This window comes from Geothrix limicola (assembly GCF_030268085.1).
GTDB classification, from domain to species: Bacteria; Acidobacteriota; Holophagae; order Holophagales; family Holophagaceae; genus Geothrix; species Geothrix limicola.
The window spans coordinates 423,129-440,824 of sequence record NZ_BSDE01000003.1; the positions used below are offsets into that span (position 1 = coordinate 423,129).

The following is a 17,696-nucleotide window of genomic DNA, read 5'->3' on the forward strand; positions in this document are numbered from 1 at the left end:
CTGTTCTGGACGGGCAAGGAGCTGGCATGCTCGGGGCATGATCCCGGTGCTCCTTCTCGCCGTCCCTGTCGCTGCCGCGGCTCCGATGCCCGACGTTCAGACGAGCGAGGCCCAGAAGATCGAGACGCTGATCCAGGCCGTGGCCAGCCTGCAGGGCGCCGTGTTCATCCGCAACGGCACGCAGCACAGCCCAAAGGAGGCCGCCGACCACCTCCGCCTGAAGTGGAAGAATGCCGGCAGCCGCGTGAAGACGGCCCCGGACTTCATCCGCCTCTGCGCGAGCGAAAGCTCTATGAGCGGTCGTCCCTATGAGATCCGGCTGAAGGATGGCCGCACGGTGCTTTCGCGGGATTGGTTGTGGACCGAGCTGAAGCGGATGGAGGCCGGGCGCTAGGATCCGGTGGCTACCGGGAATTCGACCCGAGGCCCACGACAAAATCCGCCACCCGCTGGATCGCCGACGGGGCAAGCGTTTCCTCCAGGCTGTCGTACTCGTCCTCGCGGCCGGTCTTGGCGGTCTGGAAGAGGTGGTTGAGGGAGGGCAGTAGCGCGGATTCCACCCGGGCGTTGCCTCCTGCCTTCAGAGCCGCGAGGATGCCCTGGAGGTGCTCCGGGGGCACCTGGTGGTCCAGGCTGCCGTTGAGGGCCAGCACAGGGCAGCGCACGGCCCGCCACTGGGCCGGGATGTCGGAAAGCAGGGAGGCGCGCAGGGCGGGCTCCTCGGCGGCGTCCAGGGAAAGGGTGCCTTCGTTCATGTGGCGCTTTTCGATGAGGGCCTTGAGCTCCGGAGACAGGCCCTTCTGCAGGGCCCTGAGGGCGGCGAGGCGGGTCGGCACGTCCGCCTGGGCGAGGATGGTGCCGTAGTACTGGCGCACATAGCCCATGAGCTGGTCCACCTCCGCGGGGCTCGCACCCTGGTCCTTCGCGTAGACACGGTCCTGCACGAGGATGCTGTCGAGGCCCGACAGTCCGATGCCGGCCATGGAGATCACGAAATCCACTTGATCGGGATGCGCGGCTGCGACGGTCGCGGCGAGCCCGGAGCCTTCGCTGTGTCCGAGGAGGCCGATGCGGCGGAAGGCGTGGCGGGCCCTGAGGGTCCGCACGACGGCGGCCGCGTCGGAGATCAGCTGGGTGTCCGTGTGCTGGTAGTAGTTGCCCGTGGATCGGCCCACGCCGCGCTTGTCGTAGCGCAGCACCGCGAGGCCCCGGCGGGCCAGCTGGTCGGCCAGCACGGCGAAGGGCTGGTGGCCGCCCCCGTCTTCATCGCGGTTGCCGGGGCCGCTCCCCCCGATCAGCACCACCACGTCGGGCTGGGCCGAGCCCTTCGGCAAGGTGAGAGTGGCGCCCAGGAAGATGCCGTCCGGGGTGCGGATGGCGAGGGGCTGATCCTCGTAGGGGAAGGGCGGCTTGGGGGTCTGGGGGCGCAGCGGCCGTGGGAAGGCCGCCGTGGCGCGCAGTTCGAAGGGCAGCTTGTCCCCGCCCTGCCGCCATTCGCCGTGGAAGTGGTCCTGGGTCCAGGTCAGCTGGAGCGTGGCATGGGTGAAGTCCAGCAGCACCGTGTTCCCTTCTTCCCGGGCGCTGGCGACGGGGATGTCGACGGCCCCCCGGCCCGGGCTGGCCAGGCTGGCCCAGGCCGACCCGTCCGCCCGCCTGAACAGCTCCACGCCGGTCTGGATGGTGCGGCCGTTGGGAAGGGTCAGGTTGCCCAGCCACCGGCCTGGGTGATCGGCCAGCACGCCGCCCTGGGCCATTACGGAAAGAGCGAGTCCGGCGAGGACGGTTCGGGGCTTGAGGAAAGAAGGACGCATGGGGCTCCCACAGGCGATGGAAGGGGCGTTGGAGATGAGGCGTCGGAATTGCCGCACAGGGCTGCGCCCAGCGGGACCGCGTCGTCGGTCGTCGCAGAAGGGTCGCCGTAAAGCGGAGCCTCAGGCAAAAGGAAAGGCGGGGACCCTTCCAGGAAGGAGCCCCGCCTTCAGGTCGTCCGAAGGTTTCAGCGCTCGGGTGCGGGAGGTGGCGGTGGGGGCGGCGGCACGGCCGTGGGAGGCGCGGGCGGCGCAGGGGGAGCCGGCGGGGCCGGGGGCGCATCGGGACCTTCCAGGGACGGCGGAGGCGGCGGAACCGGGGGATGGACCGAACGCGGAGGTGCCGGGGGCCGCGGCGTCCTGGGGGTCTTCGGCGTCTTGGAGGGCGAGGCCGCTTCCTTCTTCAGCTGGTCCAGGCGGCTCTGGAGCGCCTTCATCTCGGCCTGGATTGCCTCCATCTCAGCCTTGGGATCGTCCTCGTCATGGACGAAGGTGCGGACGTGCATGCGAGGCACGTGGACGGGCGGGACATGGATGGGCGGGATGTGGAGATCCTTCTCGATCTCGATGTCCAGCGGTCCTTCGCTCCGGTGCTCGAGCATGGTCCATTCACCGGGTTCGCCGTGTTTGCGTCGGACTTCCATGCGGACCTGGCGGCTTTCCTTCTTGGCCTGCTCGATGAGGGCCTTCAGCTCGGGATCATTTTTGAGCCGCTCCCCCTCGGCCCTGAGCTTGGCGCCCTCGGCCTTGAGGTGCTCGGCTTCGGCCTGGATCTTCGCCTTCTCTTCGGGGCTCATGTTGGCGCCGCGGGTTTCCAGATCTTTCGTCATGGCCTCGAATTCGCGGGCGTGGGCCTCCATCTCCCGGGCATGGGCTTCCATGTCGCGGGCGCGGTCCTCCATGTGCCGCGTGCGGAACTCCACGACGCGCTCACGCTCATGGCCCGGACGGCGCTGCTTGATGCTCTTCACGACGCCGCGCAGCCAGTCCTTCCCGTCCTGATCGAGGGCCTGCTCCTTGCCATTCACGGTGTAGGTGGCCTTGTCCTTCGTGGCCGCATAGGCGCGGGCCTTGCCGTCCTTCTGCTCCTCCACGCGGAAGGTGCCACTCGCCACCGTCACGGGTTCGGGGGCTTCGGCATTGAGCTTGACGTCGCCCTGGATCTTCACGGTGAGCTTGCGCTGTTCGTCGGAGGCGGGCGCCTTCGGATCGGCCTTGGGGGCGGGATCCTTCGGCTTGTCCTGCATGGCGACGCCGGCTGCGCCGAGGAGGGAGGCCGCCAGGACGGCCAGGGCGGTGACCCGCGCGCCGCTGGTGATGGGCAGGGCGGGGTGGAGCAGGTGGCGGACGCGATGCATGAGGGAACCTCCGTTGGCGGCCAGGGCCAGATGGTTGGGAGCAGGGGTGAGGGGCTCGCGCAGGGCCTCAAGGTCCGTGAGGGCGCGGGCCAGGATCAGGGGATCGCCGCAGAGGTCGGCCGCCACGTCGTCGCAGCAGAGCTCGCGCTCGGCGCGGATGCGGGCCGACAGCCACCAGATGGCGGGATGGTAGAAGAGCAGCACTTCGACGAGGGACTGCAGCAGGTTCACGGCGAAATCCCCGCGGCGGATGTGGGCCAGCTCGTGGGCGAGGATGGCCTCCAGTTGCAGGGGCGACAGGCCCGATAGCGCGCAGGCCGGCAGCAGGATCACGGGCCGCAGCCAGCCCAGGGCCGTGGGAACTTCCACCGCCGCGGACTGCAGCAGGCGCACGGTGCGCGACAGCTTCAGCTCCCGGCAGAGGCGGGACAGCACCAGGTGCCATTCGGCGGGCACGGGCAGGGCGCTGCGGCGGCGCAGCCGCTGTACGCGGACCCAGCCGCCGAGGAAGCGGCCCGACAGCAGCAGCACGCCCAGGGCCCATCCACCCAGCAGCCAGGGCAGGGCGGGATCCAGCTTGGCCTTCAGGCGTTGGGTCAGGGCCAGGTTGGGGGTTGGGGCCGGCGCCGCGGCGACGGCTGCCGGAGCCGTCTCCACGCTCAGGGAGAGCGCCCCCACGGGAGCCGGGGCCTGCCGCTGGAGGGTGAGGAAGGTGATGGCCGGGGCGGCCACCATGAGCACGAGGAAGGCGCAGGCCATGCCGTAGCGCGCCTTGGGGTTGGCCCGTCGGAGCAGGGTCAGCGCCAGCCAGGCCAGCAGGCCCAGGGCCGTGCCCTGCCACAGGAAATGGAGGAGGCTCCAGCCCAGGGCCTGGGACGCCGGGTGGGCGACGGCCTGCTGGACGAGCGACAGGAACGGGTTCATCGCTTCCTCCCTTCCGCGTGATCGAGCATTTTCCGGATTTCCGCCAGTTCCTCGTGGCTGGCCTTGCGGGTGGCCAGGGCCTGCATTACCAGGTTCAACGAGGACCCCCCGAAGGCCTTGTCCAGCAGGTCATCCAGCAGGTGCCGCTGGGTCTGGGTCTGCGTCTGCGTGGTGGAGAAGGTATGCACCCGGTCCGTCACGTCCCGCTGCACCAGGCCCTTCTCGTGCATGATCTGCAGCATTTTGAGCACGGTCGTGTAGCCCAGCTCCCGCTCTTCGGACATGACCTCGAAGACCTGGCGCACGGTGCTGGGCCCCCGCTCCCAGAGCACCCGCAGGATGGCGAGCTCGGCGTCGGTGGGTCGGACGACTGGGGGCATGGTGTTGTCTCCAGAGGAGGGGTGCCGAAAAGATACGACAGGTTTCGTAGTCGTCAACGAAAATCTTCGTAATCGGTTTAGTCGCCCGGGCTGATGTCGGGTGCGGAATGAACTGAAATTCCACGGAATGAACTGAAAATACGAGTATTGAAATTGTATGTGCTGCATCAATGTGGTTTACGATTGAACCACCATGCGGTGGCCGGTGTACCTGTGCGCTCCTGATTCAGGTCCGATCTGAGGCCAGGCTAGATGTCGTTGCCGGCTCTGCTGATCCCCGGGGGAGCTATCATCTGACCCTTGACTGGACCAGGGGTGAAGGAATTTTTTGAGGTGCCAAATTGGCACCTCAAGTCTCCGGGTAGGAATAGAAGAAGGGCCGAGACGAGCCGCCGCAGATATCCGACCCCCTGCTTCCGTTCATGAGGGGTGCGATTCGGCTGGGCTTGGGATCACGTTCAGCACCTAGGGGATCATCCTGGCTGCGACAGAGGTGTTTGATGGCAATGCCTTGGGTGCACCTGGGGCATCCCAGCCGCCACCAAGTGCCCTGTAGGCGGCTACGGCTGCGCGGGCTGATTCCGTTTGTGCCTGCGCTTGTGCATCGGAGGCACGCAGCACGTTTTCGTCAGCCTGCAGGACTTCGATCAGGCTGACGACGCCCTTTTGATAGGCTGCAAACGCAGCTGCTCGCGCCCGGCTGAGCGAATCCACACCCTGGACGAGCACGGCTGCCTGCTCTTCGCGCTTCACCAGCGCCGAGAAGGCGTTTTCCACGTCCTCCGTGGCGTGCAGAGCGGCCAGCCGGTAGGCAGCCAGCAACTCGGCTTCCCGGCCCTTTGCGGCGTCGATCTGCGCATTGATGCGCCCGAAATCAAACAGGCGCCAGCGCAGACCCAATATTCCAGCGGATTGCCTGGCACCATTTGAGAACAGGTTGCCGCTGGACACCGACGTCGCGCCGCCGATCAGTCCGCTCAGGGAAAATTTGGGATAGTACTCAGCGACGGCCACCCCAATACGGGCATGTGACGCGGCGAGGAGGCGCTCAGCTGCGATCAGGTCTGGCCTTCGCCGGAGTAATTCACTGGGCGACTCTGTCCCTACGATCTGCGGCGCGGCGGGGATGCTTCCTGTATCAGCCAGTTCAGCCCGATGCGTGCCGGGCGCCGAACCCAATATCACATCCAGAGCGTTCATGGCCACGTCCAGACCCGCCTCAAGGACCGGTATCGATGCTCGAACCTGGGCCAGGGCACCCTCGACCTGCCTCACTTGAAGTTCGGCAACCAACCCCTTGCCATATAGAAGATTGACGAGCGAAAGCAATTCCTCTTGCGTGTGCACCTGTCTCTGGGCCACCCCAAGACGTGTCTGCAATCCACGGATGCTGATGTAGATGTCGGCGGTTTGGGCAGCCACAGCCAGTCGCGTAGCCACTACTCCGGCTTCTGAAGCCTGATAATCCGCGAAGGCCGCTTCCCGGCCGTGACGCAGGCCACCGAATAGATCGAGTTCCCAACTCGCGCTGAGATTCGCTTCATAGGCCTTGCCGTACCGGTCGAAACCCGGCACCGAATTCAAGACTCGCCCCAAGGGCGTCTCGACGGATTGGTAGGCTCTGGCCGCTTGACCGCCGACCATTCCGAAAGGCAGCAACGCGGCATTAGCCGCACCAAGTCCGGCGCGCGCTTGGGTGACCCGAGCGGATGCCTGCGCCAGATCCAGATTCTGCTCCAGGGCAAGCTGAACGAATCGGCTCAGCTTTGGATCACCGAAACCTGTCCACCATGCAAGGAAATCTCCATGGGCAGTGGCATGCCGCTGGTCCACAGCCGCCTGACCCAGAAACCGGTCTGGCATGGAGACACGCGGTCCGATGTTGTCGGAACCAGCTACGGTTGCCGCCGAAAGGCTGGCAACAAGGAGGGGAGCAAGGATGTGTTTTGAGGGCATGGGGTTCTCTCGAGAAAGGAGAAAGGCACGGTGGTGACCATATCACCAAATGGTCACTCGTTGTCCTTCTTTTTTGTTGAGAGTAGGCTTGGTCATATGAAGACGCCCCCCCCCTATCCCGTTTCGGGCCGTGGCCCAGCTGATCACGAGGTCCGGGATCAAATCGTTGCAGCGGCCACCGAGCACTTCAGCCGATACGGCTACGAGAAAACGACCGTCTCGGATCTCGCCAAGGCTGTTGGATACTCTAAAGCTTACATCTACAAATTTTTTGCATCCAAGCAGGTCATTGGAGAGATGATCTGTGCAGCCTGCCTGCAGGAGATCGAAGCTGAAGTCGGGGCGGCCATTGACGGAGTGGACCGGCCGCCTGAGAAGCTGCGGCGGATGTTCAAAGCGATCGTCGAGGCAAGCCTCCGCCTGTTCTTTCAGGATCGAAAGCTCTATGAAATTGCCGCTTCAGCTGCCACTGAGCGCTGGCAAACAGCACTCGCCTATGAGGGGCGAATTCAGAAACTGCTACAAGGAGTCTTAGAGGAAGGGCGGCAGAGTGGGGACTTTGAACGGAAAACGCCCCTAGATGAAACCACGATGGCCATCTATCTGGTCATTCGCCAGTATCTTAACCCACTGCTTTTACAACATAACCTCGACTTCGCCGAGGAAGCACCGGCTCGGCTCGCTGGCTTGGTGCTCCGGAGTTTGTCGCCGTGATGAAAAGAATTTGAAGTGACCATTGACCAAATTGGTCACTAGTGCCAGCATGAACGTCCCGACAACTTCCTCGAGGGACCTTCATGCTCAGACCACGCCTCTCACCATCAACTGTCCTCACGTGGCTCTTGCCGCTTGCTCTCCTCGCTTGCGGGCACGAAGGGGGAGTCGATCCTCGCACCCAGGCCCCGCTGGTCCGTGCCGTGGCCGTTCAAGGGGCAGCCTCCGGCTCGCGCATCTTTACGGGAACCGTAGCCGCGCGGGTTCAGAGCGACCTGGGGTTTCGCGTCCCCGGCAAGGTGCTGGAGCGACTCGTTGATGCGGGGCAGACGGTCAAGCGCGGCCAGCCCCTCATGCGCATCGACCCAGTTGATCTGAAGCTCGCTGCTCGCGCGCAGCAGGAAGCGGTTGCCGCCGCCCGGGCGCGAGCACAGCAGACCGCGGAAGACGAAGCCCGCTACCGCGATTTGCGTGGAACAGGTGCCATCTCCGCGTCGGCCTATGACCAGATCAAGGCTGGGGCGGATATGGCGAAAGCGCAGCTCAGTTCCGCCGAGGCCCAAGCTGATGCCGCCCGCAATGCCAGCCTCTATGCGGAGCTGGTGGCCGATGGTGATGGGGTGGTCATGGAAACCCTGGCCGAGCCTGGCCAGGTGGTCGGCGCTGGACAGATCGTGGTGCGCTTGGCCCACGCGGGCCAACGCGAAGCCGTCATTCAGTTGCCGGAAACCTTGCGTCCCGCCGTCGGGTCCTCCGGACGTGCCACGCTCTTCGGCAAAGAAAGCGTTACGGTTCAGGCCAAACTTAGGCAGCTCTCGGGGGCGGCAGATCGACTGACCCGCACCTTCGAGGCGCGGTATGTGCTTGAGGGCGACCTGGCAAATGCACCGTTGGGAACCACGGTCAGCGTCCAGATCGCGGACGGCCGTTCCTCGGCCCAAGGCGGATTGCTGGTGCCGATCGGCTCCGTGTTCGACGGCGGCAAGGGTCCAGGTGTATGGGTCATTAGTGGTGAGCCGACCAAGGTCTCCTGGCGGCCAGTCGCCATCCAGTCTCTAGACGACAATGCCGCCTACATCGTTGGACAGGTGAAGCAAGGCGACCAGATCGTCGCACTGGGGGCCCATCTGCTGCATGAAGGCGAACGGGTTCGGATCGCCGGGCAGACAGTCGCTTCCGCAGCCCAGGGAGTGCACCCGTGAGCGAAGGCCGATTCAACCTGTCGGCGCTGGCCGTACGCGAGCGCTCGATTACCTTGTTCTTGATTTGCCTGATCTCCTTGGCTGGACTCGTTTCCTTCTTCAAGTTGGGCAGAGCGGAAGACCCGGCCTTTACTGTCAAGGTGATGACCATCGTCACAGCCTGGCCTGGAGCCACCGCCCAGGAAATGCAGGATCAGGTCGCGGAGAAGATTGAAAAGCGCATGCAGGAGTTGCGCTGGTATGACCGCACCGAGACTTACACAAGGCCAGGCCTGGCCTTCACGACCCTCACCTTGCTTGAAAGCACGCCTCCCTCGGAAGTGAAGGAGGAGTTCTACCAGGCACGGAAAAAGGCGGGTGATGAGGTAGCCAATCTTCCGCAAGGTGTGATTGGCCCCATGATCAACGATGAGTATTCGGATGTGACCTTCGCCCTGTTCGCGCTGAAGGCCAAGGGCGAAACGCAGCGCATCCTGGTCCGCGACGCGGAGACGGTTCGCCAGCGGCTACTCCACGTCCCGGGTGTAAAGAAGGTCAACATCATCGGCGAGCAGTCTGAGCGCATCTATGTGGAATTCTCCCACGAGCGTCTGACAACTCTCGGTATCAGCCCGATGGACGTGTTCGCCGCGCTAAACGGCCAGAACGCCCTGACACCAGCAGGTTCCGTAGAGACCAAAGGCCCCCAAGTGTTCATCCGTCTGGACGGCGCTTTCGACAAGCTGCAGAAGATCAGCGACACGCCGATCGTGGCGCAGGGACGAACTCTGAAGCTCTCGGATATCGCTACCGTCAAGCGCGGGTACGAAGATCCATCCTCATTCATCATCCGTAATGGCCGGGACCCCGCGTTGCTCTTGGGCATCGTCATGCGCGACGGATGGAATGGACTCGATCTGGGCAAGTCGCTGGATCAAGAGGTTGGCAAGATCAACAACGAACTCCCCTTGGGCATGGGTCTGACCAAGGTCACGGATCAGGCCGTCAATATCAGCTCCTCGGTCAATGAGTTCATGGTCAAGTTCTTCGCCGCCTTGCTGGTGGTTCTGCTGGTGTGCTTTGTGAGCATGGGCTGGCGAGTGGGAGTCGTGGTCGCGGCGGCCGTGCCGCTGACGCTTGCCGCCGTCTTCATGGTGATGGCCGCCACCGGAAAGAATTTCGACCGCATCACCTTGGGTTCCCTGATCCTGGCGCTGGGCCTTCTTGTGGACGACGCCATCATTGCCGTCGAAATGATGGTCGTGAAGATGGAAGAGGGCTACAGCCGCGTCGCCGCATCCGCATATGCATGGAGCCTGACGGCCGCGCCCATGCTTTCGGGCACGCTGGTCACAGCTGTGGGCTTCATGCCTAACGGCTTCGCCCGGTCCACCGCGGGCGAATACACCAGCAATATGTTCTGGATCGTCGGCATCGCACTCATCGTGTCCTGGATTGTGGCCGTCGTTTTCACCCCCTATCTGGGCGTCAAGTTGTTGCCTGAAATCAAGAAAAGCCATAGGGGCCACGCGGCGCTCGAAGTTGCCCTCTACGACACACCGCGCTACAACCGCTTCCGGCAGTTGTTAGGTCATGTCATCGCGCGCAAGTGGCTGGTCGCTGGTTCGGTGGTTGGCCTGTTCATCGTATCCCTGCTCCTCATGGGTGCGGTCAAGAAGCAGTTCTTCCCGATTTCAGATCGCCCTGAAGTGCTGGTTGAGGTTCAGATGCCCTACGGCACCTCCATCACCCAGACAAGTGCCGCCGCAGCCAAGGTGGAAGACTGGTTAGCTAAGCAAAAGGAGGCCAGGATCGTCACAGCCTACATCGGGCAGGGCGCACCCCGCTTCTACTTGGCCATGGGCCCAGAAATGCCTGATCCCTCCTTCGCCAAGATCGTGATTCGCACTGACGGTCAGGATGAGCGGGATGCGCTTAAACTGCGGCTGCGCGAAGCCATCGCAGGAGGGCTCGCTTCAGAGGCGCGTGTTCGCGTAACCCAGTTGGTGTTCGGACCCTATTCTCCCTTCCCGGTCGCCTACCGGGTCATGGGCCCGGACCCGGAGAAACTGCGAAGCATTGCGAATCAAGTGCAGCAGGTTATGGAAGCCAGCCCGATGATGCGCACGGTCAACTCTGACTGGGGCACCATGACACCGACGCTGCACTTCACCCTGCAGCAGGATCGATTGCAGGCCGTTGGGCTGACTTCCAGTGCAGTGGCGATCCAACTTCAATTCTTGCTGAGCGGTGTTCCCGTCACCACTGCGCGTGAAGATATCCGGACGGTCCAAGTGGTAGCCCGCACTGCAGGGAATACCCGACTTGACCCGGCAAGGATTGGTGACTTCACACTGGTTGGCAGCAGTGGCCAGCGGATCCCGCTGTCGCAGGTGGGCAAGGTCGAGGTACGCATGGAAGAGCCGATCATGCGGCGCCGCGACCGGATGCCGACGATCACAGTCCGGGGAGACATCGCTGACAGTCTGCAACCACCGGATGTTTCCGGAGCCATCCTCCAGCAGCTTCAGCCCATCATGGCAAAGCTGCCTAGCGAGTACCGAATCGAGCAGGCAGGTTCTATCGAGGAATCCGGCAAAGCGAACAAGGCGATGTTGCCGCTGTTCCCGATCATGCTGGCAATGACCCTGTTGATCATCATCCTCCAAGTGCGCTCGATTTCGGCCATGGTCATCGTGTTTTTGACCAGTCCTCTGGGTCTTATCGGCGTGGTGCCGACCCTGATCCTCTTCCAGAAGCCCTTCGGTATCAATGCACTGGTAGGTCTGATCGCGCTTTCGGGGATCCTGATGCGCAACACACTGATTCTGATTGGGCAGATCTCCCACAATGAACAAGCGGGGCTTGACCCATTCACCGCGGTGGTGGAGGCGACCGTGCAAAGAGCCCGGCCAGTCGTCCTGACCGCGTTGGCCGCGATCCTTGCTTTCATCCCGCTGACCCATTCGGTGTTCTGGGGAACGCTCGCTTACACCTTGATCGGAGGCACACTCGCCGGAACGATCCTAACTCTGGTGTTCCTGCCAGCCATGTATGCCATTTGGTACAAGATCAAGCCAGTCCACGTCCATAGCTGATTTGCCATCCATCTCAATCCACCCACGCAGAAAGGAACTGTCATGTCGAACCCTAAGGTTGTCGTTATTACCGGCGTATCTTCAGGTATCGGACGTATCACGGCGTTTGCCTTGGCCAGGCGGGGTTGTCAGGTATTTGGAACCGTGCGTAATACCGCCAACGTCAACCCACTTCCCGGAATTGAACTCATCGAGATGGACGTCCGAGACGAGAAGTCCGTTCAACAAGGAATCCAGGCCATTATTGCTCAGGCCAAGCGCATCGACGTGCTTGTGAATAGCGCAGGTGTGGCTCTTCTGGGAGCGACGGAAGAAACGTCGGTAGCGGAAGCCCAGGCGCTGTTCGACACCAATGTTTTTGGCATTTTGCGCACAACCCAAGCCGTGCTGCCGCATATGCGCGAGCAGCGTTCCGGCCGCATCGTCAACATCAGCTCGGTGTTGGGCTTTCTTCCGGCCCCGTACATGGGGCTCTATTCGGCATCGAAGCATGCTGTTGAAGGACTGTCTGAGACCTTGGATCATGAGGTGCGCCAATTCGGAATCCGTGTAGCGCTCGTCGAACCTTCCTTCACCAAAACGAACCTGGATATCAATGCGCCCCAGGCGGCTTCTAAAATTCAAGCCTACGATAACGAGCGCAACATCGTTTCCCAGGCCATTCAAAAAAATGTCCATAAAGCTCCAGAGCCCAATGGCGTTGCCGATACAATCGTCGAGGCAGCATTGGGCGCATGGAAAATGCGGCGTACGCCAAAGGGCGAGGCCACGCTTCTGCGCAGACTGCGCCGCTTCATGCCCGCTGGCCCCGTCGATTCAGGCCTGCGGAAATCATTCGGTCTTAATTAAATACTTGGGAAGTTTGCAAAGAGGCCACAGACCAACCCAAAGCTTTTCGTGTTCGAGAATAATGCGCGCGCCCCATCGAGGAGAACCTATGACCTCTCCAAACACAGACTGGACCGCCCAGCAGGAAGCCGCACTGCAACGATCGGTTGCCGGTGGGGGCGGCCCTGGTCTTGCTCGAGTGGAACAACTCATCAACAAGAGCGGACGCGCGATTCTCGAAGCCATGATGTCGGGAGAGTTGCCCTATCCACCCATGAACCAAACCATGAACATGACGTTGCTGGAGGTGGATAACGGTCGCGCCGTCTTTCAAGGCATACCGCAACGAGAACACTACAACCCGTTGGGCACGGTGCATGGCGGGTGGTTTGCAACGCTGCTGGATTCAGCCATGGGCTGCGCTGTTCAAACCACGCTGCCAGCCGGGCGCTCCTATACGACGGCCGGACTCAACGTGAACATCGTCCGGCCTGCCTCTCATACGACTGGTCCCCTACGCGCGATTGGTGCCGTGATTCATGGCGGCCGACAGATCGTCACAGCCGAAGCTCGTATCGAGGACGAGCGTGGCAGGCTGTACGCCCACGCGACCGCAACCTGCTTTCTCTTCGAGGTTCCAACCGGTTGTGAGTAAGTGGCCATTGCGAGCAAGGTCAGCCGATGTGCGTTCGAGATCGATTTTTATTGAACTGGTGTGGGGGCTGGATGGTGGCACCGAGCGCTCCGATGCTGGACCAAATGGTTATTAAATGAAGTTCAAGATTTTTGATCGCAACATTTGCATGTTCATTGTGGGAATTGCAGGTTCAATGGTTTCCTGACAGTGTCCTGTCTTATTCCAGGTGCTCGTGCCTCATACGAAATGCATTTGGGCAATTTGAGTTGTTATACAAATGTAATCAATATGGTTAGGCGGCGGCCCCCTTTCTGTGAAACCGAGCCGACTCCTTCGAGATTTGGACAGCGCTGGTTGCCCGCCATTCAGTGGCAGGGAGGTCGGAGATCCGACATTCATCCTGCTGCCGGTCTTTCCTTCCACCTCCCAAGAATCGCCCACGGGGCCCGTCGAATCCCCAGGACGTCCAGAACCCGACTAGCTCTCTGGAACCGTGACATCCACCCCCGCCCGCTGCTGGAGTAGGATGATGTCCTTGGTGGGCGGGTTGCCGAAGAACCGGCCGTATTCCCGGGTGAACTGGGGCACGCTCTGGTAGCCGACCTTTCGACCGGCAGAGCCCACGTCCATCCGCAGGATCAACATCAGACGCCTAGCCTCCTGGAGGCGAAGGGCCTTCTGGTACTGCAGGGGGCTCATCTCCGTGACCGACTTGAAGTGCTGATGGAAGGAGGATGGGCTCATGTGGACGAGGGCGGCCAACCGCTCGACATCGAGGGGCTGGTCGAAGTTGGACCTCACCCAGGCCACGGCTTGGGAGATGCGATGGACCTTGCTCTTCTCCTGGCCCACCATGGCCAGCTTCACACCAAGCGAGCTGTTGAGCAGGCGGATGAGGATCTCATCCATGACCAGCGGGGCCAGCAGCTCCGCTTCACCTGGTTGTGAGGCGAGGTCGAGGATGCGGACCACGGCGTTGATCACCCGGTCATCCACCTGGTCCACGCAGATGGCGTGTCCCTCCCCTTTTGAAGGAAGACCGTTCGGGTAGACCTTCGCCGTCAGTTCCGCGATCCGGGCTGGATCGATGTCCAGACGCACGCTGAGGTAGGGATCGTCCAGGCTGGCCTGTGTCACCTGCCCCGTCACGGGCACATCCATGGCATAGACCAACATCCGGGAGGCGTCGTAGTCGTAGATCTCTTTCCCGAGCATCACCCGTTTTGCACCCTGAGCCACGAGGCACAAAGAGGGCTGGGCGATGGCATGGTTGAAGGTCTTCTGGGCACGGGAAGCCCGAGAGATGTGGACACCGGGCACACGAAGATCAAAGGTTCCGTCGATGGGCGCATGAGCCTGGATCAGTCGCGCGAGGCGCTCCAGATCGGTCAGTTCCTCGATCGTGCCCGCATGCTTGGACCCAGCATTCAGCTTGCTCATCTTCACCGTCCTTAGAACAGCCACATCGAAGGGAGATTCTAGAGCGCTCGCCGTGACCCATCGCTTCAATCTGTGGGCTCGAACAGCGCCCCTTCCGTAGTCCTCGTGGTCGAGGGGGGTGAGGCGGCCACACGTCTGCCTCGGTCCATTCTTACCCCGGTTGACCATCGTCCACCGCCAGAACTTCCTTGGCGATCAGGATAGCCGTCATGCTACTGGGCCATCCTGCATAGAAGGCAAGGTGCGTGATCACCTCGATCAATTCTTCTCGGGTCATCCCGTGCTCCTGGGCGTATCGCAGATGGAATCGAAGCTGGTCCGGCCGATGGAGGGCGATGAGCGCCGAGACGGTTGCCAGGCACCGGTCGCGCTTGGAGAGTTCGGGCCGCTCCCAGACATCTCCGAATAGAACGTCATCCGTGAGCTGGACGAGCATCGGAGCGAAGGAACCGAGCATCTGTTGAGCCGGCGTGTTTTTCGAGGTCAATTCCTTTTCCACGTTTCATCTCCTCATCAGGGAACGAGCGCGGGTTCAGGGTGTTGGATCGCGGGGTCCTGACCACGCCAAAGGTGAAAGGTCATTCCGGCAGCCCCCAAGGCCAGGAGACCACTCGCCATGAACACGGAGGCGAGCCCTGTCCTTCCGGCCATCCACCCCAGAGCCGGTGCCGAGACTCCCAGGGATAGATCGAAGAACGCGGTGAACGTTCCCATGGCCGTGCCTCGTGCCCGCTGGGATGTGCGGCGCATGACCTCTGCACCGAGCCCCGGGTAGACCAGGGAATACCCGAGTCCGCCCAGGATCACACCAGCCAGCGCCACGCCGGACCAAGGCGCCGACCAGACCAGGAACAGGCCAAAGGCCTGGATCAGGATGCACACCATGGCGACCCTGGCCCCACCCAACCGGTCCGGCAGGTGCCCCAGCAGACCACGCCCGGCCATGAAGGCGACGCTCATGGCCGTCAGGCAGAACCACGCGGAGCCCCACCCGCGAGCCACGTAGAGGAGGCTCACGAAGGTGGTCACAGCCCCGAAGCCCACGCCGCTCAACGACAGGGCCACTCCGGGTTGCCACACCTGCCTCGCCACCTCCACGAAGGGGACATGGTCGCCCTTGACTGCTTCAGCCTTAGGCAGGGACAGGACCAGCGGTAGGGTCACCAAGGGGAGCAAGGTGGTCACCCCGGCGATCCCCGTGAAGGTGTAGCCGTGGTAGAGGAGTGTTCCCAGGGGCGCCCCTGCGCCATAGGCGGCGTAGATGGCCGTTCCAACCCAGGCGATGGTCCGGCCAGAGTGGCTCGGGCCCAGCAGCCCCATTCCCCAACTGAGGGCACCCGTGATGATGAAACTCTCCGCCGCACCCAGGAGAAGGCGACCCAGAACAAGGACTCCCAGGCAGACCATGCGTTCCTTGGAGAAGGCCATGGAGAGCAGGTAGAAGCCTCCTGAGGCGATGGCTAAGGAGAGCCCGAATACCACGGCGTCTCGCCCGCCCCTTTGGTCCGTGAAGCGCCCCGCCAGGAGCCGTGAGAACAGCGCCGCGGCAAAGGGGGCGCCCGCCACGAGGCCAACCACGAACGTATCAAATCCCAGGTCCTGGTGGATGTGCAGAGGAAGCACAGGCATGGCCAGACCGATGTTCAGGTAGACCATGAACACGAACGCCATGATCGGCATCAGCACCCGGATCGGTGATTGCGCCAGCCTGCCTGTGTCTTGCGTTCTCAAGGGACTCCCTCCTGGGTGGGCGGGTTACCGCCCCACCAGCTTCTGCAGATGAGCTGGATAGCGATCACCCGTCAGTTCGACCTTCGAGGTCACAGCGTGGATGGTCTGGAGATCCTCGGGACTCAGCTCGATGTCTGTGGCGCCCAGGTTCTCCTCCAGGCGGCTCACCTTGGTCGTGCCAGGGATCGGCACGATCCACGGCTTCTGCGCCAGGAGCCAGGCCAGGGCGAGTTGGGCCGGGGTGACTCCCTTGGCCATGGCCAGGGTCTTCAGGACCTCGACCAAGGCCAGGTTGGCTTTGCGTGCCTCTGCAGTGAAGCGGGGGACCACATTCCGAAAATCCGTGGGATCGAAGGTCGTCATTTCGTCGATCTTTCCGGTCAGGAAGCCCTTGCCCAGCGGGCTGAAGGGAACGAAGCCAATCCCGAGTTCCTCCAGGACAGGAATGACCTCGGCCTCCGGTTCGCGCCAGAAGAGCGAGTACTCGCTCTGCAGTGCGGCGACCGGTTGCACCGCGTGGGCCCGCCGGATGGAGTTGACGCCGGCTTCAGACAGCCCGAAATGCTTCACCTTCCCAGCCTGGATGAGCTCTTTCACGGCTCCGGCCACATCCTCCATGGGAACTTCGGGATCCACCCGGTGCTGGTAGAACAGGTCGATGGCCTCCACCCGGAGCCGTTTGAGCGAGGCTTCCGCCACGGCTTTGATCCGTTCGGGGCGGCTGTTGAGTCCACCCGGATTCTGGCCCGTGACCTGGTCGATGGCGAAGCCGAACTTGGTGGCGATGGCCACGCGGCCCTTGAAGGGCGCCAGGGCTTCCCCGACCAGTTCCTCATTCACCCAGGGCCCGTACACTTCGGCCGTATCGAAGAAGGTGGCACCCTTCTCGACGGCGGCTCGCATCAGGGCGATAGACTCCTGCTTGTCTGCGGCGGGGCCGAAGCCAAAGCTCATGCCCATGCATCCGAGACCCAGCGCAGAGACTTCCAGGCCACTCTTTCCAAGATTCCGTTTCTTCATGGTGTTCACTCCTCGATGGGTTGTTTAGGGTTCCTTGTGGACCCCTAGGCTGTGGCGGACTTCCAGCCCCGGAGTGGTGGCCAGCTTGACCACCAGGCTTGCGACGCTCTTCCGCGATACGGTGGCGGAAGGATTCTTGAAAGGTTCGCCCTTTTGGGTGGTTCCGTAGGCGATCTCGTCACGGTCGTTCAGCCAAGCCGGACGAATGATGGTGTAGTCCAAGTCTGTGGCTTCGATCACCCGAACCGAGTTCCGGTAGGGATCCAGGATGCTGCCGTGGCGCTCGCCGGGCACCTCGTCGTAGATGCCCATGGAGCTGATGAAGATCAGGCGCTTGAGCCCCGTCTTCTTCATGGCTCCGACGATATTCTTGGCCTGCTGTTCCATCGGGCCGGAGAGGTTGGCGTAGACCAGGTCGTGCCCAGGCATGATCGCCTCGAGCGCCTTTTGATCCAGCACATCCCCTTCGATCACGCGAACCTGGGGCGTCTGTTCCAGCTTCTTCAGCCGCTTGGCGTCCCTGAGGAAAAGTGTCAGGTGAACGTCCGGCTGCAACATGAAGAACATGGTGGCCACACGGGCGATTTGGCCGCAGGCGCCGAGGATCAATACGTTCGTCAT

15 protein-coding genes are annotated in these 17,696 nt (G+C 62.6%); 6 read left to right on the forward strand and 9 right to left on the reverse strand.

Features of this window, described 5'->3' with window-relative positions; translation table 11 throughout:
• Nucleotides 1-85 precede the first annotated feature (85 nt).
• A complete protein-coding gene (locus tag QSJ34_RS09820) occupies nt 86-394 on the forward strand; it encodes a DUF5329 family protein (RefSeq protein WP_285574486.1) in 309 nt (102 codons plus the stop codon).
• 10 nt (nt 395-404) lie between these two features.
• Here the strand turns inward: QSJ34_RS09820 and QSJ34_RS09825 are convergent, their stop codons facing one another.
• From QSJ34_RS09825 to QSJ34_RS09840, 4 genes are all read right to left on the reverse strand, one after another.
• Nucleotides 405-1,811 (reverse strand): alpha/beta hydrolase family protein, encoded by a 1,407-nt coding sequence (locus QSJ34_RS09825; protein WP_285574488.1) that lies wholly within the window; start codon nt 1,809-1,811, stop codon nt 405-407.
• 185 nt (nt 1,812-1,996) lie between these two features.
• Nucleotides 1,997-4,090 (reverse strand): M56 family metallopeptidase, encoded by a 2,094-nt coding sequence (locus QSJ34_RS09830; RefSeq protein ID WP_285574491.1) that lies wholly within the window; start codon nt 4,088-4,090, stop codon nt 1,997-1,999.
• Nucleotides 4,087-4,470: a BlaI/MecI/CopY family transcriptional regulator gene (locus QSJ34_RS09835; RefSeq protein WP_285574494.1), complete on the reverse strand. Its 384-nt coding sequence runs from the start codon at nt 4,468-4,470 to the stop codon at nt 4,087-4,089. The genes QSJ34_RS09830 and QSJ34_RS09835 overlap by 4 nt, the downstream gene beginning before the upstream one ends.
• A gap of 465 nt (nt 4,471-4,935) precedes the next feature.
• The gene (locus tag QSJ34_RS09840; protein ID WP_285574496.1) at nt 4,936-6,426 is read right to left on the reverse strand and encodes an efflux transporter outer membrane subunit; all 1,491 of its coding nucleotides are present in this window, start codon (nt 6,424-6,426) and stop codon (nt 4,936-4,938) included.
• Between the two features lie 96 nt (nt 6,427-6,522).
• On the opposite strand from QSJ34_RS09840, the gene QSJ34_RS09845 reads away from it, so the two are divergent.
• From QSJ34_RS09845 to QSJ34_RS09865, 5 genes are all read left to right on the forward strand, one after another.
• Complete coding sequence (locus QSJ34_RS09845; RefSeq protein ID WP_285574498.1) at nt 6,523-7,140, forward strand: TetR/AcrR family transcriptional regulator; 618 nt, start codon at nt 6,523-6,525, stop codon at nt 7,138-7,140.
• An 83-nt stretch (nt 7,141-7,223) separates the two neighbouring features.
• Nucleotides 7,224-8,342 carry an efflux RND transporter periplasmic adaptor subunit gene (locus QSJ34_RS09850; RefSeq protein WP_420798836.1) on the forward strand — a complete coding sequence of 373 codons (1,119 nt, stop codon included), beginning with the start codon at nt 7,224-7,226 and terminating at the stop codon, nt 8,340-8,342.
• Complete coding sequence (locus QSJ34_RS09855) at nt 8,339-11,419, forward strand: efflux RND transporter permease subunit (RefSeq protein ID WP_285574504.1); 3,081 nt, start codon at nt 8,339-8,341, stop codon at nt 11,417-11,419. The genes QSJ34_RS09850 and QSJ34_RS09855 overlap by 4 nt, the downstream gene beginning before the upstream one ends.
• Before the next feature lie 42 nt (nt 11,420-11,461).
• Nucleotides 11,462-12,268: an oxidoreductase gene (locus QSJ34_RS09860; RefSeq protein ID WP_285574506.1), complete on the forward strand. Its 807-nt coding sequence runs from the start codon at nt 11,462-11,464 to the stop codon at nt 12,266-12,268.
• 88 nt (nt 12,269-12,356) lie between these two features.
• A complete protein-coding gene (locus QSJ34_RS09865; protein ID WP_285574508.1) occupies nt 12,357-12,902 on the forward strand; it encodes a PaaI family thioesterase in 546 nt (181 codons plus the stop codon).
• Nucleotides 12,903-13,361: 459 nt separating this feature from the next.
• Here QSJ34_RS09865 and QSJ34_RS09870 read toward each other — a convergent pair whose 3' ends face one another.
• The 5 genes from QSJ34_RS09870 to QSJ34_RS09890 all read right to left on the reverse strand — a co-directional run bounded on the left by QSJ34_RS09870 (nt 13,362) and on the right by QSJ34_RS09890 (nt 17,696).
• Complete coding sequence (locus QSJ34_RS09870; protein WP_285574510.1) at nt 13,362-14,324, reverse strand: AraC family transcriptional regulator; 963 nt, start codon at nt 14,322-14,324, stop codon at nt 13,362-13,364.
• A gap of 151 nt (nt 14,325-14,475) precedes the next feature.
• Entirely contained in the window at nt 14,476-14,823 is a 348-nt protein-coding gene (locus QSJ34_RS09875) for a carboxymuconolactone decarboxylase family protein (protein WP_285574513.1), read from the reverse strand.
• Nucleotides 14,824-14,837: 14 nt separating this feature from the next.
• Nucleotides 14,838-16,055, reverse strand: coding sequence for an arabinose transporter (locus tag QSJ34_RS09880; protein WP_285574515.1), 1,218 nt, complete (start codon nt 16,053-16,055; stop codon nt 14,838-14,840).
• Nucleotides 16,056-16,079: 24 nt separating this feature from the next.
• Nucleotides 16,080-17,075 (reverse strand): aldo/keto reductase, encoded by a 996-nt coding sequence (locus QSJ34_RS09885; RefSeq protein ID WP_285574517.1) that lies wholly within the window; start codon nt 17,073-17,075, stop codon nt 16,080-16,082.
• Between the two features lie 24 nt (nt 17,076-17,099).
• Nucleotides 17,100-17,696 carry an NAD(P)H-binding protein gene (locus QSJ34_RS09890; protein ID WP_285574519.1) on the reverse strand — a complete coding sequence of 199 codons (597 nt, stop codon included), beginning with the start codon at nt 17,694-17,696 and terminating at the stop codon, nt 17,100-17,102.